This window comes from Chryseobacterium metallicongregator, from assembly GCF_031324065.1.
GTDB lineage: Bacteria > Bacteroidota > Bacteroidia > Flavobacteriales > Weeksellaceae > Chryseobacterium > Chryseobacterium metallicongregator.
This window is the reverse complement of sequence record NZ_JAVIXS010000021.1, coordinates 1-22,536: the sequence shown is the minus strand read 5'-3', so window position 1 is coordinate 22,536 and position 22,536 is coordinate 1. Positions and strand designations below refer to the sequence as shown.

The 22,536-nt window shown below is 37.2% G+C and carries 18 protein-coding genes and 1 pseudogene; 2 read left to right on the top strand and 17 right to left on the bottom strand.

The annotated features are described in order from the left end of the window. Window positions 1–76: 76 nt before the first annotated feature. The 11 genes from ribH to REB14_RS22350 all read right to left on the bottom strand — a co-directional run bounded on the left by ribH (window position 77) and on the right by REB14_RS22350 (window position 12,952). Window positions 77–595 carry a 6,7-dimethyl-8-ribityllumazine synthase gene (gene ribH, locus REB14_RS22400; protein WP_034691815.1) on the bottom strand — a complete coding sequence of 173 codons (519 nt, stop codon included), beginning with the start codon at window positions 593–595 and terminating at the stop codon, window positions 77–79. Window positions 596–598: 3 nt separating this feature from the next. Next, window positions 599–1,306 carry a YfgM family protein gene (locus tag REB14_RS22395; protein WP_079240016.1) on the bottom strand — a complete coding sequence of 236 codons (708 nt, stop codon included), beginning with the start codon at window positions 1,304–1,306 and terminating at the stop codon, window positions 599–601. 228 nt (window positions 1,307–1,534) lie between these two features. Then, complete coding sequence (locus REB14_RS22390; protein ID WP_309523342.1) at window positions 1,535–2,071, bottom strand: adenine phosphoribosyltransferase; 537 nt, start codon at window positions 2,069–2,071, stop codon at window positions 1,535–1,537. A 3-nt stretch (window positions 2,072–2,074) separates the two neighbouring features. Continuing rightward, complete coding sequence (locus tag REB14_RS22385) at window positions 2,075–3,274, bottom strand: hypothetical protein (RefSeq protein ID WP_079240018.1); 1,200 nt, start codon at window positions 3,272–3,274, stop codon at window positions 2,075–2,077. Window positions 3,275–3,390: 116 nt separating this feature from the next. Further along, complete coding sequence (locus REB14_RS22380) at window positions 3,391–4,407, bottom strand: hypothetical protein (RefSeq protein ID WP_079240019.1); 1,017 nt, start codon at window positions 4,405–4,407, stop codon at window positions 3,391–3,393. A 141-nt stretch (window positions 4,408–4,548) separates the two neighbouring features. Beyond that, window positions 4,549–5,880 carry a hypothetical protein gene (locus REB14_RS22375; RefSeq protein ID WP_034691800.1) on the bottom strand — a complete coding sequence of 444 codons (1,332 nt, stop codon included), beginning with the start codon at window positions 5,878–5,880 and terminating at the stop codon, window positions 4,549–4,551. Window positions 5,881–5,888: 8 nt separating this feature from the next. Next, the gene (locus REB14_RS22370) at window positions 5,889–6,578 is read right to left on the bottom strand and encodes a c-type cytochrome (protein WP_034691797.1); all 690 of its coding nucleotides are present in this window, start codon (window positions 6,576–6,578) and stop codon (window positions 5,889–5,891) included. 1 nt (window position 6,579) lies between these two features. Next, a complete protein-coding gene (locus tag REB14_RS22365; RefSeq protein ID WP_034691794.1) occupies window positions 6,580–7,101 on the bottom strand; it encodes a DUF3341 domain-containing protein in 522 nt (173 codons plus the stop codon). Next, on the bottom strand, window positions 7,088–8,485 hold the full coding sequence (gene nrfD / locus REB14_RS22360; protein ID WP_034691792.1) for an NrfD/PsrC family molybdoenzyme membrane anchor subunit: 1,398 nt from the start codon (window positions 8,483–8,485) through the stop codon (window positions 7,088–7,090). Before nrfD ends, REB14_RS22365 begins: the two co-directional genes overlap by 14 nt. A gap of 25 nt (window positions 8,486–8,510) precedes the next feature. Continuing rightward, a complete protein-coding gene (locus REB14_RS22355) occupies window positions 8,511–11,570 on the bottom strand; it encodes a TAT-variant-translocated molybdopterin oxidoreductase (protein WP_034691789.1) in 3,060 nt (1,019 codons plus the stop codon). A 23-nt stretch (window positions 11,571–11,593) separates the two neighbouring features. Further along, window positions 11,594–12,952, bottom strand: a complete 1,359-nt coding sequence (locus REB14_RS22350) for a c-type cytochrome (RefSeq protein ID WP_047426932.1) — start codon at window positions 12,950–12,952, stop codon at window positions 11,594–11,596. Window positions 12,953–13,136: 184 nt separating this feature from the next. On the opposite strand from REB14_RS22350, the gene REB14_RS22345 reads away from it, so the two are divergent. Beyond that, complete coding sequence (locus REB14_RS22345; RefSeq protein ID WP_034691785.1) at window positions 13,137–13,694, top strand: SPOR domain-containing protein; 558 nt, start codon at window positions 13,137–13,139, stop codon at window positions 13,692–13,694. A 55-nt stretch (window positions 13,695–13,749) separates the two neighbouring features. On the opposite strand, the gene REB14_RS22340 is transcribed toward REB14_RS22345, so the two are convergent. The 6 genes from REB14_RS22340 to REB14_RS22315 all read right to left on the bottom strand — a co-directional run bounded on the left by REB14_RS22340 (window position 13,750) and on the right by REB14_RS22315 (window position 21,872). Then, window positions 13,750–15,027, bottom strand: coding sequence for a DUF6080 domain-containing protein (locus REB14_RS22340; protein ID WP_309523341.1), 1,278 nt, complete (start codon window positions 15,025–15,027; stop codon window positions 13,750–13,752). A gap of 74 nt (window positions 15,028–15,101) precedes the next feature. After that, window positions 15,102–15,917, bottom strand: coding sequence for a T9SS-dependent choice-of-anchor J family protein (locus REB14_RS22335; RefSeq protein ID WP_079240020.1), 816 nt, complete (start codon window positions 15,915–15,917; stop codon window positions 15,102–15,104). A gap of 86 nt (window positions 15,918–16,003) precedes the next feature. Next, window positions 16,004–17,545: a protein adenylyltransferase SelO gene (locus REB14_RS22330; protein WP_309523340.1), complete on the bottom strand. Its 1,542-nt coding sequence runs from the start codon at window positions 17,543–17,545 to the stop codon at window positions 16,004–16,006. A 75-nt stretch (window positions 17,546–17,620) separates the two neighbouring features. Further along, window positions 17,621–19,999, bottom strand: coding sequence for a transglycosylase domain-containing protein (locus tag REB14_RS22325; protein ID WP_034691777.1), 2,379 nt, complete (start codon window positions 19,997–19,999; stop codon window positions 17,621–17,623). A 6-nt stretch (window positions 20,000–20,005) separates the two neighbouring features. Further along, complete coding sequence (locus REB14_RS22320) at window positions 20,006–20,470, bottom strand: gliding motility lipoprotein GldH (protein ID WP_034691774.1); 465 nt, start codon at window positions 20,468–20,470, stop codon at window positions 20,006–20,008. Next, window positions 20,463–21,872 carry a PSP1 domain-containing protein gene (locus REB14_RS22315; protein WP_309523339.1) on the bottom strand — a complete coding sequence of 470 codons (1,410 nt, stop codon included), beginning with the start codon at window positions 21,870–21,872 and terminating at the stop codon, window positions 20,463–20,465. The genes REB14_RS22320 and REB14_RS22315 overlap by 8 nt, the downstream gene beginning before the upstream one ends. Window positions 21,873–22,330: 458 nt before the next feature. Between REB14_RS22315 and REB14_RS22310 the strand changes: the two are divergent. Further along, window positions 22,331–22,536 (top strand): annotated as a pseudogene (locus REB14_RS22310) (OmpP1/FadL family transporter); the annotation flags it as partial.

Genomic DNA, 22,536 nt, shown 5'->3' with positions numbered 1-22,536 from the left:
TTATGAATTATTTATATACTAATAAAAAAGGACTATTAAAAAATAGTCCCATTATATTGTCGAAGCAAATTATTGGTTAAGAATGTCCGAAACCAATATTTCCTTTTTTATCAGATAATTTCTTTTTGAAATCAATCATTCTAAGAGCTGTAACGGCTGCTTCTACTCCTTTATTTCCAAGATCTCCACCGCTTCTCGCAATAGATTGTTCTTTGTTATCATCCGTTAATACACAGAAAATAGTTGGAGTATCTGTCATGATATTACAGTCTTTAATTCCCTGTGCTACTGCAGAACATACATAATCAAAATGAGGAGTTTCCCCACGGATCACACATCCGATAGAGATTACTGCGTCATATTTTCTCTCTTTGCAAAGCTGCATGCTTGCATAGCTTAATTCGAAGGCTCCTGGTACAGGGAAAAGTTTGATGTTTTCAGGTTTTACCCCTTCTTTTTCAAGGATTTCCAAAGCTGCATCACGAAGATTGTAAGTTACAAAATCATTCCACTCAGAAAAAACAATGCCGATAGAAAAATCTTCGGCATTAGTTATATGAAGTGGCTTGTAATCGGATAGATTAACTGTTGCCATTTTTTAATAATATTTAGTCATTTCAATATAAGAATCAGACATTCCGTTGTCGTAGTCCTGATATTTTTCATCAATTGCAGAGAAGTATTTTTTAGCTTCTGCATTTTTCTTTAATCCCAATGCAACGATACCTGCTTTTCTTGTGAAATAATATGTTGTATAAGGATCATCAGATGCCGATGCAGCCTGATCTAACAAACCTAAAGCCTCATCATTTTTGTTAAGACCTGATTTTGCATCTGCCATAGCACCATACTTCATTGCCATTAAAGTCTTGTTTTTGGAAGAGAATTTATCTAAAAGATCATAAGCTTCCTGGAACTTTCCTTCTTTGAATTTTAATAAACCGGCATTATAAGAAGAAAGCTTACCGATTTCAGTAGAAGCATATTCATTTGCTGTCCCTATAAAACCAGGATTAGCAGCAGATTTTCCACCCAAAGCATCTTTATCTTTACCTTCAGCAAGGTTTTTCTGAGCAGCAAGGAAACTTTTTACAGCTTCAGTGTTCTTTGGAGCAATTACAAATTGCTTGTAAGCAAAGAATCCTAAAACTCCTAAAATCAAAGCTCCAAATATAAAACCAAGTGGTTTTGAATATTTTTCAACAAATCTTTCAGTGTTTAAAGCTTCTCTGTCAAGGTCTTTAAAGAACTCAACTGTTTCTTTACCTTCTTGCTCGTTCTGAGCACTCTTTCCCAATTTTGCCATAAGTTTTTAAAAATTGAAATGCAAATTTAATTGTTTCTGAGAGATTTACAAAATACTTTATGAGTATTATTGAGGAAATCTTGTGAATTGTTAATCTTGGATGATGAATTTATTAAAAAAAGATGCTTCGACAGGCTCATCAAGACACTTCTAATACTGTTTGTTCTAATCTCACAGTAAATGATTAGCGTTGTCATGCTGAACTTGTCGAAGCATATATATTAAATCTTAGTATCCTAAAATATGGTAGATTTCTGCCCCGAATTTTTTCAGTTTTTCATCACCATTCAAACCTTGTAAGCCGATAAGAAAACTAAACTGTGAAACAATTGCTCCTTGTTTTTCTACCAACTTGGCAGCAGCTTCAGTAGTTCCTCCTGTTGCTAAAAGGTCATCGTGGATTAAAACTGTTTGTCCGGGTTTTATCTGTCCTTCACGGGTTTCAATAATGGCACTTCCATATTCCAGATCATACTTTTCTGAAATGACTGGTGGTGGAAGTTTTCCTGCTTTTCTGATTAAGATGAATGGCACTTCCAATGCTACAGCAATTGCGATTCCAAAAAGGTAACCACGGCTTTCAATTCCGCAGACTGCGTCTATCTTTCCTTTACTGAAGGCTACAAGATCTGAAATAACGTCTTCGTAAAGTTTTGGGTCTAAAAAGATGGGTGAAATATCCTTAAACTGTATTCCCGGAATCGGAAAATCTGGGATATTTTCAATTGTTTCTTCTAATCTTTTGATGAGTTCTGCTGAAGCCATTTATTAATTGATTTTATAGCTGGAAATTTTCCAGTCTCCATTTACATTTTTAAGCCCGAAAGTTACTTTTAGAGAAGTTGTCTTCCCGCTTTTATCCGTTACATCATAAGTAGCATTTACGCTGGCACTGTTAGCTGATGTCCCATTAGTCGTAATGTTTTTTACGCTTACATTTTTCACAGATCCAAAACCTGAAGTAGGATTTGAGAAAGATTCATAGCTTCCCCAGCTTGGGTTACTGGCTGTTTCGTAAGCTGCTTTTAAATTCTGAGAACTTACGCTGTTCAAAAACTTCGTGACTGTATTTTTGGGGTCTGCCGTCGGTTGCTTTGGAGCAGCAGGCGTTGCAGGAGTAGCTGTTGCAGGATCTGTAGTTGCTCCAGGAGTCGCTGTTGGATTGTTTGGATCTACCACCGCGCTTGGTTGCTCAGTCACTGCTGTTGAATCAGTTTTTGGGATTGCAGGAACTTTCAGAGCTGCTGCATTTACATCAAGACCGATTTTAGACATTTTGAAAGTCTTGGCTGTTGTTTTTACTGAAACCGTGATGTCAATTTTGTTATCCACTACTTTTGCAGCAGGGATAGATGAGAACTTTAAGTTGAATCCTTTAAAGTTATTATCCTGCATCAGGTTTTTAGCAGTAGCCAATCTTACACCGTTACTGTAGACTTCAAGAGTTGCTTCAAGACCAGCTCCTGTGAATGATACAGGGTTTCCGGCCGCATCTACAAGTCTTGGAACAATTTGAATCGCTGTAGGCGCTCCGGTTCCGTCATCTCCTGTAGGTCTTGTCACAAGGCTTAATGATCCTGCTTTTACATCATTAGGATCACTTTCTTTAGCTTTATCATCCCCGAAGATATTCATTTCTCCAAGTGATGGTGGGGCAGTACTTGCCCATTCTATTCCGTTTTTTTGTGCAATTTCATCAGCCAATGACATGATTTCAGGAACTTTCTTCCCGTTAATCAGTTTTCCAAGGGCTTTTAGCTCATTGATATCACCGTCTGCCTCTACCCCAAATGTTTTAAGGATATAAAGAGCTTCATTAAACTTAATCTGCTTAATGGTAGGTAAACTGGAAGTCATATCATTGATACTTGACTGCAGTGTTTTAGTATTCGTAGCATCTACATGATCTTTCTTACATGCTGTAAAAAGCAACAGACTGAAAACAAGTAGAAAAGAAAACTTTTTCATTTTTATTTGGTTTGTTGCAAATTTAATAAAACCTTTATTAATACTGGATTTTATTTTTACTTTATGTTTTATAGCTTGTTTTATTTCTTTTTCACAGTAGCCATAATCCTATATTTTTACTTTTTATTGGATTGTTCTTTTAAGTCTCCTTTGAAAAAATTGCTGAAGATAGTCTGCATATTTGGGAATGAAGGATCCTGCCAGTAAGAAGTTTTGTAATTACTGTTTTCTTTATCAAATTTTACTTTTTCAATATCATTGTCGTTATTGAAGCTGAGTTCTGTAGGATAGAAATTTGTGTAAACGGCAATCTGATTGTATTCAGGTTCACTTTTGTGTTTAAGTTTTACAAAAACAAGTTCATTGTATTCAAGGAAATCTTTCAATGTTTTTTCTGTTCCTTTTTCAAAGGACATATTAAGAATTGTTCTGATATCATAAAATCTATATCCGAAGAAAGAAAATTCTTTTTCCTGAAGCGCTCCTCCTGTTACCTCAATCTGATCTTTACGATCACCTTTCAATTCTCTGATGATATTTCTTTTTGTTTTATATTCTTCCGGGTTTCCTACATTTTTAAGTTTTGGAATCTGTAGAGAATTTCCATAATCCCATGATGAAGTCTGTTTTTTCTCGTTTTTAGGTTCTGTCAATCTGAAAACCCTGTATTGTTCAACATTGGTACTTTTTAGTTTTTTTGTTTTGTTGTCAAAAATATAGGTTACAATTCCGTCGGTATAACTATTCAGTTTATTATTTACGGTCACGTAAGCATTAAAATTTCCTTTGATAAAAATGTATTTGGCAGGTTTGTTATTTTTGATAACTACAGTTTCAATTTCCTTTACCTGGTCATTGATTTTTATAATGGATTGCTCAAAGTCTGCATATGATAAAGTGGCAACCGGAAAATTATTATAGACAAGCTGAAACTTTTCCTGCGAGGGGGACAATGATTGTTTGTTAATCTTACCTTCGATATCTGAGTATGCCAGAATAGTTCCATCTTTCCCAAACACTGAAACTCTGGGAAGGGGAGTATTACTTTTTTCAGAAACGAAAGTGATGGTCTGTGCCTGAATAAAGCTAAACAGAAAAATGAAAAACGAGTAAAGGCAAAGTTTTATTTTCATAATAAGATTTTGTTTTTAGTTTATTGATCTCATTATAGAGACGCATAACGTTCAGAATGGTTGCCTGCAGATTGGTATGCATAAAAAAAGACTGATCGTTTTAACAATCAGTCTTTTATAATTTTATTTTGTTACAAGTCCTTAGAAAGGATACTCATAAATTTCAGATTCATGTAAGAATGGGTTTCCTGTAGGAATCAACTTCAGTTTAGATAAAGCTGAAAGTACAGTAAACATAAATAATCCAGCTACGAATAGGATTGCTCCAAGGATTAACAAGAATACTTCAGGAGTGTTCCAGTATGGTCCTACTGTTCCCGGCATTACCATGTTGAAGTAGTCTAAGATGTGCCCTAAGATCACTACTACTGCCATTGTAGTAACTACTTTATAGTTTCTCTTGATGCTGCTACTTACTAATACCAATAGTGGTAATAAGAAGTTGATGATCAACATCGGTAAGAAAGTAGGAGAGTAGTGTTGGAATCTACCGAAGAAGTAGTTAACCTCTTCCGGAACGTTTGCATACCAGTAAAGCATGAACTGAGCGAACCATGTATATGTCCAAAGCATACTTGTAGCGAAAAGGAATACTCCTAAATCGTGTAAGTGGTTATCATTGAACTGTGGTAAGAAACCATTTTTCTTAAGATAAACACTTAATAGAATGATTACAGCGATACCACTTGAAAGGCAGCTAACCATTGAATACCAGATATACATTGTGGAATACCAGTGAGGGTCAATAGACATCAACCAGTCCCAAGCCCAAGCTGCAGAAGCAAATCCGAAGAATGCGATATATCCTACTGCCCATCTGTAAAGCATTTGGTACTCTACTTTAGACTTAGTTTCATCTACTTTCTTAGACTGAGCTTTTAATTTCCAAGCGAAGAAAGAAGCACCAATCACATAGATTAAAGTTCTTACTGCGTAGAAAGGAATATTTAAGAATTTTTTCTTTTCGAATAAGATCACATCAAAATGCGGAGAATCCGGGTTTGTCAATTCAGGGTCCATCCAGTGGAATAAGTGACCATTATGAGTGATGTTTAAGATCATCAGGATTACTAAGATTGCACCACCGTAAGGGATATAAGAAGCAATAGCTTCCATTACTCTTGTAATGATGATTGGCCATCCTGCGTGTGCAGCGTGCTGAATAGAATAGAAGAATAATACGCAGCAGCTCACTCCAAAGAAAAATACAGCTACAAAATGTATTGCTGCTAAAGGCTGGTTGTGTACCTGTAATGTAGCGTGCTCAAGGTGAGCAGCGTGATCCTGAGGTCCAACCATTTCACTTGAGTGTGTAGGAGCAGTATGACCTGAAGCATGAACAGCTTCCATCATTTGTTCTATTTTCTCAGTAGAAATTCCTTTGTTCAAAAAGAAACCAATACCGAAAAGAACTAAACCTACAACAAGAAGTATTATAGAAGTTGATTTTAATTTTGGTGAAAAACTATACATTTCTTTTCTTATTTTTTAGTTTCGGTAGTCGTTTCAGTTGTTGCTGGTGCCGCCGCTGTAGCTGCTGCCGGTGCTGCTGCTCCTTTTTTGAAAGCACTCATCACATACATTGCTACTCTCCATCTGTCTCCTGCGTTCAATTGTCCCGCATAAGATCCCATGGCATTTCTACCGTTTGTTAATACATAATGAACAGATCCTACAGTAATTTCTCTGTCAGCATAGTTTGGTACTCCAGAGAATGCTCCACTTTGAACGATAGGTCCTTGTCCATCACCTCCTGTACCGTGACATGCAGCACAAGTGTGATCAAACAATATTTTACCTCTTTCAAGATCCTTAGCTGCATTAGCTGGGTTCAAAGGAGATGCTGTAAGTTTTTTAGATGCTTCATACCCTGCGTTATACTCGTCAACGTTTTTAGGTAATAAGCTTTCTTCAAAAACTCCGTCTTTATTCTGAGGAACTGATCCTTCTACCGGAGAAAGACCTGTTGCACCATTATTTTTAACAAAAGCAGGAATTTCATTTTCATGATCTGAATAAGCGTCCTGAGCTTTCATCAATGGATCATAAGCTACCGGAAAATACATGTCCGGGAAATATACCAACGGAGTGTTCTCCTTTGGTCCGCAAGAGTTAAGTAAAACTGTAGTTAAACCTAAAACCGCTGTAATTTTTAATACATTCTTTTTCATTTTAAGCGTCTTTAACAGTTATTTCTTCAACTCCAGTTTCAATAAGCAACTGTTTTACAGATTCTACATCTTCAGTTACAAATTCCATCATGAATTTATCATCAGTCGTTCTTGGATCCGGGTTCTGAGCTGGAGCTCCTGGATACATTTTGTTTCTAACTAAGAAAGTTAAAGACATCATGTGAGCGGCACAGAATACCATTAATTCGAACATTGGAACTACGAATGCAGGCATGTTGTGTCCCCAGTCAAAAGCTGGTTTACCACCGATATTCTGCGGCCAGTCGTGGTTCATTACATACCAGGTTAAAGTAGCACCGATAGTAACCCCATAAAGAGCATATAAGAATGCGGCATCAGAAATTCTAGTTTTCTTTAAACCTAAAGCTTTGTCTAGTCCGTGAACCGGAAACGGAGTATAAACTTCGTTAATTGCGATTCCTTTATCGTTGAATGCTTTAACGCCGTTCATTAAATCGTCGTCGTCAGCATAAAGTCCGTATACAATTTTAGTGGTGCTCATCTCCTTCTTTTGCTTTATAAGTTTCACCTGAGATTTTCAAAATCGATTTTAATTCAGCCTGTGCAATTACAGGGAACGTTCTTGCATATAATAAGAATAATACAGAGAAGAATCCGATAGTTCCTAAGTATACACCTACATCAATGATCGTTGGCTTAAACATTGTCCATGACCCTGGTAAGTAGTCTCTTGAAAGGTTGATAACGATGATATCAAAACGCTCGAACCACATACCGATGTTGATGATTAATGCAACAATGAATGTCCAGATAATGTTCGTTCTTAGTCTCTTGAACCAGAAAGAAGCAGGAATAACAAGGTTACAGATGATCAATGACCAGAATGCCCACCAGTAAGGTCCTACAGCAGCACCTGGAGAAAGATATGTGAAATCTTCAAATCTAGATCCGGAGTACCATCCGATGAAATATTCAGTTGCGTAAGCTACAGTTACCATACCACCAGTTAAGATGATTACGATGTTCATGATTTCGATATGATACATTGTAATATACTCTTCTAAGTGACACACTTTTCTTGCAACCAACAATAGTGTCTGTACCATTGCAAATCCTGAGAAGATTGCACCAGCAACGAAGTAAGGAGGATAGATTGTTGAGTGCCATCCTTTAATTACTGAAGTCGCGAAGTCAAATGATACGGTGGTGTGTACTGAGAATACAAGTGGAGTTGCCAAACCTGCAAGAACCAAAGAAAGTTCTTCGAATCTTTGCCAGTGTTTTGCTTTACCACCCCAACCGAATGCAAGGAATGTATAAATTTTCTTAGTCCAAGGAGTCTTAGCTCTATCTCTGATCATTGCAAAGTCAGGGATTAGTCCCATGAACCAGAATACAGTTGATACTGAGAAATACGTAGAGATCGCAAATACGTCCCAAAGTAGAGGAGAGTTAAAGTTCCCCCAAAGAGAACCGAATTGGTTTGGTAAAGGGAATACCCAGTATCCAACCCAAACTCTACCCATGTGGATTACAGGGAAGATTGCTGCCTGTACAACCGCAAAGATCGTCATCGCCTCTGCAGATCTGTTTACAGACATTCTCCATCTCTGTCTAAATAATAATAATACTGCGGAGATTAGGGTCCCGGCGTGACCGATACCTACCCACCATACGAAGTTGGTAATATCCCAACCCCAGTTAATAGTTCTGTTAAGCCCCCATGCTCCAATACCTGTCCCGATAGTGTAAGCGATACAGCCGAATCCATAGAGGAATAGAACTAGTGCAGCATATAATGAGATCCACCATAATTTACCTGCTCTTTCTTCGATAGGTCGTGCGATATCTTCTGTAATATCGTGATAAGTTTTGTGACCAATAATTAGAGGTTCCCTTATCGGAGCTTCGTAATGTCCTGACATTTTTTACCTATTTATTATTTAAACTTTATTTTTCTACTCTGTTTCTTACTTTAGTGTGATAGAACACGTTTGGTTTTGTTCCGATCTCCTCTAGTAAATAATATCTTCTGTTAGATGCATATTGCTCTCTAATCGAAGAATCTTTATCATTCATGTCTCCAAATGTCATTGCTCCAGTAGAACAAGCTTTAGAACAAGCAGTCTGGAATTCTCCATCCTTCACTCTTCTTCCTTCTTTCTTAGCCTCAAGAATAGTATTCTGAGTCATTTGGATACACATTGAACATTTCTCCATTACCCCTCTAGTTCTTACAACTACATCCGGGTTAAGTACCATTCTTCCTAAATCGTTGTTCATGTTGAAATCGAACTTGTCATTTAGGTTATAAGTAAACCAGTTGAAACGTCTTACTTTGTACGGACAGTTGTTTGCACAATATCTGGTACCGATACATCTGTTGTAAGCCATATGGTTTTGACCTTGCTTACCGTGTGAAGTAGCTGCTACCGGACATACAGTTTCACATGGAGCGTGGTTACAGTGCTGACACATTACTGGTTGGAAGATTACATCCGGGTTGTCTGCAGGGTGGTTTAATGCACCTCCGTCTCCGAAAGCAGTACCGTACAATTCTGGTACAGCCATTCCTTCTTTCAATCCTTCGTAAACTTCTACTTTCTGTCTTGAAGAGTAGTAACGGTCAATTCTTAACCAGTACATATCTCTAGACATCCTTACTTCTTCTTTACCTACTACAGGAACGTTGTTTTCTGCCTGACAAGCAATGATACATGCTCCACAACCAGTACAAGAGTTCAAGTCAATAGATAAGTTAAAGTGAGGACCATCTGTATCATCAAAAGCATCCCAAAGGTCGATTTTTCTCGCTGGAAGTGCTCCGCTGATCGTGTGGTATTCCAAAGGCTTGTTCCATCCTTTGTGCTCGTCATCAAAAGCAACGTTAATGAATTCAGCTAAAGGAACTTCCTTCGCGATTTCATAACGACCCATTAATGTATTTTGAAGCTGGATACCTGCGAACTCGTGATCTTCTCCTGTTTTTTCAATTTTAACACCTGAAAGAACAAGGTTAGAACCGTCAAATAAAGGATAAGCATTTACACCAGTATCAGCAGTTGCTCCTGAGTTTTTCTTACCATAACCAAGTGCAAGACCTACAGATCCTTCAGCTTGTCCTGGTTGTACGAATACAGGAACGTTTTCTATTTTAACTCCGTTTACAGTAAGGTTTACAATAGAACCATCTAGCTGCATTCTTGCGTTAAGATCGTTGTCAATTGCAAATTTCTCTGCATCTTTAGGAGAAATTGTAAGGTAGTTATCCCAAGACATTCTTGTGATTGGGTCAGGTAACTCTTGTAACCAAGGGTTATTTGCCTGAGTACCATCTCCCATTGAAGTCTTAGTGTATAATACTAATTCTAATTCAGAAGCTTTAAAGTTTCCTAGTTCAGCAACAGCCTGAGCAGCGTTTCCACCTGCATAAGCAAGAGAAGTTGCATTCGTAGAAGCGTTGATACCGTTATACAATGCTTTGTTGAAAGAAGTACCACCTAAAAGAGAAGCAGAGCTTGCTTTTAAATAATCGTAGTAGTTATTTGCTGCATTGTTTTTACCATTCTTCCAAACCAATAGAGACTCTTCAATCTGTCTTGATTTGTAGATTTTCTGGATCGTAGGCTGCATTAATGAATATACTCCAGTCTGTGGTTCGATATCTCCCCAAGACTCTAACCAGTTAGCTACCGGAATTACAGCTTTCGCTGCTTTGTACATTTCATTTTTCTTATCTGCTACAGCAACTACGTAAGGAACTTTTGATAAAGATTTTTTGAAATCTTCTCCTTTTGGATGAGAGTAGATAGGGTCTACGTTGTTTGTAATTAATACACCAACTTGTCCACCGTTTACCCATCCTAAGAATTCCTGGTATTTAGCACCGTTGAATTCTTTAAGGAAGTTTGCCTTACCTGTGAAAGCTACTGAACCTAATTTTTGGTTGATTAAGTGTGCTAAAACCTGTGCTCCTTTAGAACCGTCAGCGAAAACAACAGCTTTGCTTCCTTTTGCTTTCAATTCGTTAGCAATTTCAGTTGCAGTCTTATCAGTAGTACCGCCACCTACGATTGCATTGTAAACTTCCACTAACGTTTTGTTTACAGCACTTGGTTTTAATCTGTATCTTGAGTCAGCATTAGCTCCAGTTAAAGACATGTTAGACTCCACCTGGATGTGTCTCAACATGCTTGCTCCTGGTTTTCTAGCTGCTGCATAAGAAGTCTCTAAGCTTGAAGCGTTATAATCTCCTAAGAAATCAGCCTGGAAAGAAACTACCAATTCAGAACCGTTAAGGTCATAAACAGGTAATGCTCTTTGTCCGAATACTTCCTGAGCTGCATCTAATCCTGCAGAGTAAGGGAAAGCATCATAAGTTACTAATTCAGCTGTAGGATATTTAGCTTTGAATTCAGCGAATAACTTTTTGAAAGTTGGTGAAGCAAAAGAGTGTGATAAAACAACAATCTTTTTGCCTGACGCTTTAGCTTCTTCCAAACCTTTGATAACGAAACTGTCTACTTTATCGAAAGTTTCATCTTTACCGTCTAGTTTAGGCTGCTTTACTTTATCGTTATCATAAAGAGAAAGTACACTTGCCTGAGCTCTTGCGTTAGTTTTACCTAAATCACCACCAGCCGGGTTTGGTTCAATTTTGATAGGTCTACCTTCACGGGTTTTTACTAAAACACTAGCAAAGTCGAAACCGTCAAAATATGTTGAAGCGTAATAATTAGGGATTCCCGGAATAATGTCATGCGGTTTTACCACATAAGGAATCGTTTTGATTACCGGAGCTTCGCAGGCAGCTAATGTAACTGCTGCTGTAGAGAATCCTAGTAATTTAAGGAAATCTCTTCTTGAAGTACTTGATCCGTTTTTCTCAGCATCTCCAAGGAAATCTTCTACCGGAATTTCTTCCTGAAACTCTTTCTGAGCCAGCTTATTATTCAAAGCTGGATCTTTAAGTTCATGAATACTTCTGAATTGTATTTTGTTTGAAGCCATTTATACTTCTAATTTTTTAGTTATTAATAATGACATTTACCACACTCAAGACCTCCAATTGCATCTACAGTGATCTTACCTCCATCTTGTGGATATTGTTTTTTCAACTTGTCATGTAGATTTTTGAAGTACTCTTTATTATAACCGTTGTTCATATCAACTTCAGTCGTTCTGTGGCACTCGATACACCATCCCATAGTAAAGTCGTTTGCCATTTGAACAACATTCATTGTATCAATTTTACCGTGACAAGCTTTACATACAACATCAATTTTGTTGTTAGGATTCTTTTTGTTGAAAGAATTGATGATCGCTTGTTCTCCAGCAATTACGTGCTGAGAGTGGTTGAAGTAAACGAAGTCTGGCATGTTGTGGATTCTTGTCCATTCAACCGGCTGTGTTTTTCCTGTGTACTGTTGTTTTGCAGGATCCCAACCTGTTGCAGCGTAGATCTTCTGGATTTCTCCGTCATAGAATGCCTTGTCTTTTCCTGGCTCCATGTAGTGATCTGCGTTGTATTCAGAAATTGTTCTGTGACAGTTCATACAAACGTTCATAGAAGGAATCTCAGATACTTTTCCGTATTTAGCACTAGAGTGACATAACTGACAGTCAATTTTCTGTTCTCCAGCGTGGATTTTGTGAGAGAAGTAGATAGGCTGCTCAGGTTTGTACCCTTTGTAAACCCCAATCCACATTAACCAGTTCCATACTCCGTAAGCGGCTAAAATAGCAAGGATTGCCAATAGACCTTTACCAATGAAGTGGAACTTCTCGTACATTTCACTGAAAGAACGAACTCTTGTTTCATTAAGTCCAGCTAAATCTTCAGACTGACCCAGTTTTACCAATTGTCTTAGTTTAACCAAGATCCAAACCAGTAAACCTGCGATCGCTAAAAGTGAAATGATGACAACGTTTGTTGTAGTTTTGTCTGCAGGAGCTGCCGCAGTAGCGTCAGTTGCAGGAGTTGCTTCCGGTTTTTTCTCCTCCGGAGCAGGAGGGTTAGTTGTGAAAGCTAAAATGTCGTCAATATCCTTATCTGTAAGATTTGGAAAGACCTGCATTTCAGTCTTGTTAAACTTTTCAAAAATCTCATTGGCGTATTTATCCCCAGAAGCTCTTAGAGCTTTGTTGTCTTTGATCCACTTGTGAAGCCAATCTTTGTCTACACCACCTTCTGTCTTTACTCGTTCTACAACCCCTTTTAGTGGTGGTCCTACAACTTGTTTGTCCAGCGCGTGACATGCAGTACAATTCGCTTTGAAAAGTTTCTCTCCGTTTTTAGGATCGCCGTCTTGCCCGTAAAATGAAGCACTGGTTGATAGCAATAAGCCTATTGCGATCAACGTTTTTTTATAATGCTTTCTCCAACTAATCATTTAAATTATCTTATGTTAGTAAATTATTGAACATTCAATCAATTCCGCAAAAATAATATTTTTAACAGGAATTTAACGGTATATCGAAAAGGGAAAATATCATTTACGTTTAATTTGTATTGATTCTAAATAACCAGTTTGGTATAGTTTTTTAATTTGTATAAATTTGCGGAAACAAGTTTAAATGAGAAATCTAATCAAAATATTTTCGATATTATCATTATTTGGATTTTATAATATTGAAGCACAACAAGTTGTTAAAAAGGATACCCTGTCAGGAACAGAGCTTGTTATGACAATGGATTCCAAAATAAATGCTGCTTTGGAAGGAATTGAAGGAAAGTGTGCGAAAGTTGCTCCAACAAATTCTCCTAAAGATTTCAGTAATAATGATAGTGGAATTTCTACAGGAATCAATACAAAACCGCCTAAGATCTTTGTGCCGAGCAGAGAACTTACGAATGCTGAAATCTGTAAGAAAAATCCTAGAATTTTAGGGTTCAAAATCCAGATTACAACGGTGAAAAGTAATGAGGAGGCTAATGAGGTGAAGTCTTATTTCAGAAAAAGATTCCCGAATCTGAAAGTAGAGACGGATGCTTCTTTAAGACCAAATTATAAGATTTTAGCTGGAAGTTATTTCACAAAACAAAGTGCAGCCAGTGATCTTTCCAAAATCAGAGAATACTTTAAATCTGCAGTAGCAGTACAGTATAGAATTTTCTGTGCAGAAGCAAAATAGGAAGAATTTATTTCAACATAAAAAACAAAAAGCTGAGAAATTTTCTCAGCTTTTTTTATTGATAATAATTTTCCATAAACCAGAAGAACTCTGCCATTCTGAAGGTATTATTGACGATCAGATAGATAAACAATACAACCATTGTTAATGTTAAAAACGACATCATTTTAGGTGAAGATCTGTAGGCAAAAAAGAGCCATCCTAAAAGAAGAGGGTATACAAAAACAAAATGTCCTCCATAAATATAGGAAGTGTGAAGACCAAACCTCATTACACAATGGATAATGAGGTCAACTAAAAATGAAATGACGATAACCTGAACCCATTTGTTTTTAAAGTTTTTAAAATAACTCCAACTGATCAGGATTAATAATGTGCCGATGAAAAAGTAGGAAAGGGGCGATGAATAAACATCCATGTAAAGTCCTTTGAAATTAAACCCTTTCATATTATGTTTGTCAGACATAATAAATCCCGGGAAAAGAATATTGCCTCCGAAAAAGAATGAAAGAATCATATCCCATGTCGGCATAGATTCTACATTGGAAAACTTTTCATATTGCTGGTTGGTTTTTGAAAAGATATTCTGATATTTAAAATCAATTCTGTTCAGATAAAGCAGTACAAAACAGATAACAGCTATTGCCACTCTTAAAACTGCATTTCCAAATTTCTTCCAGTTGGTAAAAATGCCTTTCTCAAAAATAAGTGGAATGAAAACTTTTACAAAGTTGGTAATAGTAAGCCCTCCGATAGTAATTCCAGCCAGTGATAAAGCAGTAGCAGGTATTTTCTCTTCTTTCCTTAGTTTGATTGCCGCATAGTAGTTGTATAGCGATAGTAAAAATAAGGTGTAGGTAAAGTTCTCCGGAGTAAAAGACAAGATGATATTAGTGGAAAAAGCTCCAAAGAATAATATGATTAAAAGGCTTAGCCATAAAGGAAGCTGAATGATATTCTTTAAATATTTAAATACCTGAATAATATTTAATGTAATGATAATATTACTGAGCCATGCCAGCGTAAGTCTGAAGTTGGCATCCGTTTTTCCTCCTGAAATAAATAGCGAGAATTCTCTTATCCAGTTGAAAAAATAGTAGGATAGAGGATGTCTTTCAAAACTGCCTCCTGTCATAAGGATTGATTTATTATCAAAACTGAAGTAAGCATCCCACGGAATCCTGCTGTCAAAAATAATCCTGTAATGAAGGGCAATATAAGATCCCAGAATTCCATAACAGACTATGAAAAACAGAAATACCGCCAACTCGGTATAGGTGGATGGGAAAACCAGTTTAAGAAAATTGATAAATTTTGTTTTGATAAAAGACACGGGTCAAATTTTTTGCAAAAGTAAAATAAAAAAACCACCAATTTTGGTGGTTATAAAAGTTTGTATAAACGTTGTTATTGTTTGATTACTTTCTCGGTTTTGGAAGTTCCGTCTGAGAAGTCTACTTTTAATAGATAGACTCCTTTTGGAAGTGAAGAAATATCCAATCTTTCTGAAGTATTGTTGAGCAGAGATTTTCCACTTGCATCAATTACTGTGGCAGATTTGATTTTTTTGTCTGTTTTTATATTGATTTCTCCTTTTGTAGGGTTTGGATAAATGTTTGTGAAGTCTTTTACTTTAGCATTGGCTTCCTGAGTAGCTAATGTAGCACTTGCTAAAACCTGTACATCATCTATAGAAAGGCTGTCTGCATCATTGGCAACATAATGGAATCTGAATTTAACATTGGCCTGCCCTGCATATGAGGCTAAGCTCACGGTAATCGCTAGTGTTTCATAATCAGTATATACTCCATAGTCTTCTTCAACCCATACCTGATTCCAGGTAGTTCCTCCATCTGTGGATACCTCTACTTTTAAATCTCCGTTAGGATTTGGATCAACCATGTATTCGTATCCAATTTTAGCATTGAACTTTAGTACCGGACTTGTTGTCCCTACTAAACTGAAGGAAGGACTTGTTAAATGAGCATCCTGTGAATCGGCAATCCATCCTATGCAAGCAGATTTTCCACCTGTGATATTGAATGTTGCTTGTCCGGTTGCATTAAATATGATAGTGGTAAATCCCCAAGGTCTTGAAGCCACATTTGTTCCGGTTGTCCATCCTGTTGGAGGAAATGTCGTACCCTGAAAAGTCTCTGTGAGAATCTGTGCATTTCCAAATACAAAAGAGATTAGGAAAAGGAATAGTAATTTTGTTTTCATTTGGTTTACGTTTAAAGTTGTTAGTAAATGTAATAAAAAAATGAAAATAATTACATGTTTTTTGGTTTTTTATGAATATTTGTTAATTACGAACTGCATGAAAGTGTGGAACATCCGGCAGTATCATCGTATCCAGACGGTCTTTTGGCGGAGAACTCAGGGTATATTTCCTGATATGGATTTTCGAGGGCTTTAATGAGTTTTTCCAACATCTCTTTTTTGCCATTGCTGATCTCTTCAATACATTCGTAGAGAAGATAATTTCGGAGTATAAATGTTGGATTTGTTTTTTCCATCATGGCTAAAGAGTCTTCTTCCGAAATGGTGTTTAAAGCTTTTCTTGCTTCATGACTTTTGATAAAACTATTTAGCTTTTCCAGCTTTACTTCATCCAGAATAATATAAGAGACATCTTTAAAATGTTCTGGTATGTTTGTGTTTTGGGTTATTTTTTTCAGTTGATTGAAAAACAAGGTGTAATCTAACTGAAGTTCCTGCATTAATCCCTGCCAATTGGTGAAAAATTCTTCATCATCCTTTTGAAGCTGATCAAAACCAAACTTTTTACAGAGCATCTGGTCATGAGCTTCCCAAAAATAAGTTCCGAAATTATTTAAAGTATCTTCTAAAAACTTTTCGTCCTTGATTAATGGATGAAGAGCATTAGCAAGCTGCCAAAGATTCCACTGGGCGATCTGCCCCTGCTTTCCAAAGGCATATCTTCTTCCCGGAAGATCTGTTGTATTGGGTGTGAAATTCAAATCATATTCGTCCATCATGGAATAAGGGCCGTAATCAATGGTTAATCCCAGAACTGACATATTATCTGTATTCATCACTCCATGTACAAAGCCTACTCTGAACCATTCAACCATTAAGTTAGCCGTTCGGGTGCAGATGTTTTCAAAAAAGTCTCTGTATTTCTTACTGTCAGTAGATGTGATTTCCGGGTAATAGTTTTCAATGGTAAAGTCGGCAAGCTCCTGAAGATTGTTGTATTCTCTTTGGGCAGACATAAGTTCAAAATGACCGAAACGTAAAAAGCTTTCAGCAGTTCTGATAACCACTGCACCTTTTTCAAGCTGTGGATTTCCACTGTACATGATATCACGTATCACATCTTCGCCTGTAAAAGCCAGACTAAGTGCTCTTGTTGTAGGAATGCCTAGGTGATACATGGCTTCACTCATAAGATATTCGCGTACAGAAGATCTCAATACGGCTCTTCCGTCAGCATGTCTGGAATATGGAGTTGCTCCGGCTCCTTTCCATTGGATTTCGGTCTTTTTTCCTGCCTCATTGGTAATTTCACCAGCAAGAATAGCTCTTCCATCTCCAAGCTGTCCTGCCCAGTTTCCGAACTGATGCCCTGCATACGCTGTGGCATAGGTTCGAACGTTTTCCGGAAGGTTATTTCCCACCAGAAAGTTCAGGTCTTTATCTTCATATTTTCCTAAGCCAATTTCCTTTGATAAAGCTTCGTTAAAAGCAATAAGTTCAGGTTTATCAAAGCCTGCAGGTTTAATGGTGGCGAATAAAACCTTTGGTGTGTTTCTCTGCATGGGATTGTTTGAAAAATCACCGGGAAAAGTTTCAATAAATGGTTGTCTGATACGTTCGATATTCATCCTTCAAAGGTATTAATTATAAAAGAAAAGACCTTCCAAATTATTGAAAGGTCTTGTGTATTTCTAAAAGAGAATTTATTTATTGAAATCTACTTCATCATTAGAATGAAGGTTTTCATTGATGTTGTCCTCTTTCTTTTCTGTTGGCTTTTTAGGCGTTGGATCTGCTGGTCTTGGATTTTTGATCTCATCGATCGTCTGAAGACTTCCATCGTCTCCATATCCTCCGCTTAGTCCTTTAAGGTTCGAACATCCGTCTTTCCAGTCTGAAGGTTTTACAAATTTGTCATCAGGAGTTACTCCTAAACTCTTATCAGCCCATACTTTTTTCATGAAAATTGCCCAGATCGGTAGTGCCATTCTCGCACCCTGACCTTCACCTGTTCCAAAGAAGTGGGTTGCTCTGTCTTCCCATCCAACCCATGCTCCGGTTGCCAGTTTTGGTGTGATTCCCATAAACCATCCATCGGAGTTATTCTGAGTTGTTCCTGTTTTAGCAGCAATTTCTACCGCTTTTGAGATTCCTCTTCTTCCTAATTCTCCGGAAGCAGTTCCGTATTGTGCAACACCTTTCATCAGTTCAATCATGGTGTAGGCATACATTGGGTTCATTACTTCTTTTGGCTCTACGTTTACTTCCTTGATAACTCTACCGTTGGCATCTTCAATTCTCCATATCATCTCTGGTTTGTTGTAGTTACCATAGTTGGCAAAAGTACTGTATGCACCTAGCATTTCGTAAATCGTAATGTCTGATGAACCTAAAGCGATGGTATTGTTTCTAGGAATATCTTCTGTTACTCCCAGATCTCTTGCTGTCTGGATTACAGCGTCCACTCCTGTCATTTCAATTAGTCTTGCAGCAACAGGGTTTTGAGAGTGTGCTAATGCATCTTTTAAAGTAAGCATTCCGCCTCTTCCCGGTACGTGCCACCCGTTGTGATCATAGGTTCCGTTAGAAACAGCGGAACAAGGAGTCATTCCCAGTTTCATAATAGCAGTAGCGTATACGAAAGGTTTGAATGTAGATCCTACCTGTCTCTTACCTTGCTTGATATGATCATATTGGAAGTGCTGCCAGTCTATACCACCTACCCAGGCTTTGATTTCTCCGGTTCCCGGAACCATAGACATCAAACCTGCCTGTGCAATTTGTTTATGGTATCTGATAGAATCCCATGGAGACATTTCCACCTCTTCTTCTCCGGCCCATGTGAATCGTGAAGTTTTGATAGGTTTTTTGAACTCCATCATAATAGAATCCTCAGGCATTCCGTCAGCTTTGAGCAATTTGTAACGGCCGGTTCTTTTCATAGCCTGAACCATTACGTCTTTGATTTGTTTATCATTAAGATAGTAGAAAGGTCTGTTCTTTCTTCCTCTCTGTTCTGCATCAAATCTCTTCTGAAGATCTGTTAAGTGCTCTTTGATTGACTCTTCTGCATATTTCTGCATTTTAGAATCAAGAGTAACATATATTTTTAAACCGTCTTTGTAAAGGTTAAGTTTTTTACCGGTTTCTTTTTCATGAGCTTCAAGATATTTGTCAATCTCTTTTCTCAGATAGAACTTGTAATAAGCAGAATATCCATCCGTGATGCTTTTGATAGGGTGGAAGTCTACTTCAATCGGAGTACTGGCTGCTTTTTCATAAGTTGCAGCATCAATATATCCGGTTTTCTGCATTTGATCCAATACTACATTCCTTCTTTCTTTAGCCTTTTCAGGATATCTGTAAGGATTGTTTTTTCTTGGATTTTCAAGCATTGCTACAAATGTTGCAGCTTCTGGTAATGTAAGTTCAGATGTTTTCTTGTTAAAGTAAACTCTGGAAGCCATTTCAATACCATTAGCGTTGAAAAGGAAGTCAAATTTGTTGAAATAAAGAGTGATAATTTCTTCTTTGGTGTATCTTTTCTCAAGACTTACTGCTACTACCCATTCTTTCAGTTTCTGGAATGCTCTCTGAACTTTATTCTGAGAAGCATTTCCTGTGAAAAGAAGTTTGGCAAGCTGTTGGGTAATGGTAGAACCTCCACCACGTCCACCACCATATGCAACGGCTCTGGCAACAGAGTATAAATCTATTCCTGAGTGTTCTTTAAAACGCTCATCTTCTTTAGCTTGTAGGGCATAAATAAGATAAGGAGGAAGGTCTTTATAAACGATTGGCTGAGTCTTTTCTTTTTCGAATTTACCCAAAGTTACTCCGTCTGAAGAAATGATTTCAGAAGCAACAAAGATATCCGGGTTTTCAAGTTCTTTTACATCAGGCATTTCCCCAAGGAATCCTTGAGAAACCGAAAAGAAAAGCCCTGAAATTCCCAGAACTACCGCAATGAGTCCGATCCAAATAAACGAAACCCATTTTCTCCAGGAGGTGTCTTTCTTTTTCTTGGGAGGCAGAGGAAATGTTTTCCCCTTATTTCCTGCATTTTTTTTGTTTTCTTCCATTTATGGTTACGGTTTAGCCGTTTCTATTTTTACCCCAATATCCTCAATTCCCTGAAGGTTGTCATTTCTCATCGCCTGAGTAAGACTGATTTCATATTTCCCTTTTCCTGGGAACTGGTAATTTACTTTATACTGAAACAAAGTTTCCTTCGTATCACCAAACCCTGTACCAAGCCATTCTCCGTTTGGTTTAGCCAGAACATAATTCAAGGTGTCTGTTTCCTTTTTTTTGTTCTGGAGATTGGTGAAATTCACTATAAACCTTATATTGCTGTAAGGATAAGTGTTGTTATTTCTTACGACAAATATAATGTTTTTAGGATTCTGCGGATCTGAAACTTCAAGATTAAATTTTTGTTCACTTTTCTTATTCCATTTGTTATCAACGGAATTCATGATGACATCTCCTCCTGAGGAAGAGTTGCAGCTAAAGAAAAGGATAAGTGAAAGTAATCCTAAAATTTTATGCATTGTTATCTTTTTTTGGAGGATATTTCTTTTTGAATTTTTTCTTATTCGGATTGTTGCTCTGTGGCTTTTTATCAGCGTCAGAATTATTCACTGCTTTTTCCACAGGTGCTTTTTGCTGTGGGTGCTGCTTTTGAGGTCTAGGCTGATTTGCAGATTGAGCATTTGGGTTTTCGGTTTTTTCAGATCTTTCCGGTCTCTCTTGCCTTTCAGGTCTGTTTCTTTTTTGTCCTTGGCCCTGACCCTGACTTTGCTGGTTGTTATTTTGTTTATTCTGGTTGCTCTGGTTGTTTCTGTTCCTGTTGTTTCCTCTGTTTTTCTTTTCGAAACGATCCACATTGTTTTCCTGGATCAAATCGATCGTGTGAGTAGAGGTTTCCGGTTGTTTCAGGTCTTCAAGAGGAAGTGTTTTTTCTCCTCTTTTATTCTTTGAAATCAATTTTTTAACAAGGTCGATGTCAAAATCATACCATGCAATTGAACTGTCTACATAAGCAAACCACATTTTCTTTTTGAAAACGTCGATTTTAATACAGAATGCTTTTCCTTTCTCTGTTTCCAAAGTCGTTGAAGAAGAAGGGAAGTTGCTTAATGCATCCAAATAACTGTCAAGCTCATAGTTAAGACAACATTTAAGCTTACCGCATTGCCCTGCCAGTTTCTGAGGATTGATACTCAGCTGTTGATATCTTGCAACATTGGTGTTTACAGATCTGAAGTCTGTAAGCCATGTAGAGCAGCAAAGTTCACGTCCGCAAGATCCGATTCCACCTACTTTGGCAGCTTCCTGTCTGAAACCGATTTGTTTCATGTCGATTTTAGTACGGAAAGCTCCAGCGTAATCTTTGATTAGTTGTCTGAAATCCACTCGGTTATCAGCAGTGTAATAAAAGGTGATTTTTGAGGAGTCACCCTGGTATTCTACGTCTGTAACTTTCATTTCAAGGCCTAATCTCTGGGCAATTTTTCTTGCTTCAAGCTTTACGCCATCTTCTTTTTTTCTTGCTTCCTGCCATACCTCAAGATCTTTTTGGTTGGCCTGTCTGTATATTTTGAGTGCCGATTCTTCAGAAAACTTTTTCTTTTTCATCTGAATCTTTACTAATTCTCCCGTAAGGCTTACTACGCCTACATCGTGTCCCGGACTTGATTCTACTGTAATTACGCTACCTATATGTAAAGGAATATTATTTACATTCTTATAAAACGATTTTCTGTCGTTTTTAAATCTAACTTCCACAAAATCACACCTGTTTGGTGCCGGATTGTTGATGTTAGAAAGCCAGTCAAAAACACTTAATTTATAACTATTCCCGCAGGTATTTACATTTTCACAGCCATTTGCGGTTTTTTTAGGGCCGCAAGAATGTGCAGAATCGCCGGATGTTTTACATCCACAACTCATATTTTCTATTATTTATAATCTGCAAATTTATGTATTTTTATCTTTATGAGATTCTAAAATAGTTAAATAACCTGAATTGGAGATAAAACATTTTCCTATTTTGAGTAAGAATGATCGTTAAAGGCTGCCATTTAAGGAAGTAAAGGGCATACTATTTTTTTAATTTAATCTTTTTATTCCAGCTCTGTTTAATTTAACATTTATTATCATTTTGCTTTCCTGCTAATGCTTTTTGAGGCTGTTAAGACTTAATGTTAAACGGTTGTTTAGAATTAAACAGTAAATGATGTTTAGTTTTTTAATCTATTTAAGACTTTCATAATGATTATTTTGTGGTTTATTTCCTTAGAGTTATTATTTTAAACATAGTTTTCTTTTGGGATATTGTTTAAAATATTAGCAAATATTAACAGACGTATTCAAAATAATTTTATATTTGGCTTATATAATAATAGTCTATGAAAAAAATATTAGTATCAACTGCTTTATTGGCGGGAGTTCTATCTTACGCAGGAGGCTTCAGAGTTTCCCTGCAAGGGGTAAAACAATTGGCAATGGCGCATACTAGTGCTCATGCCGAAGACGCGAGTGTGACATTCTTTAACCCGGCGGGTATGTCATTTATCCCTTCCAAACTGAGTATAGTGGCTGTCTCTTATACACA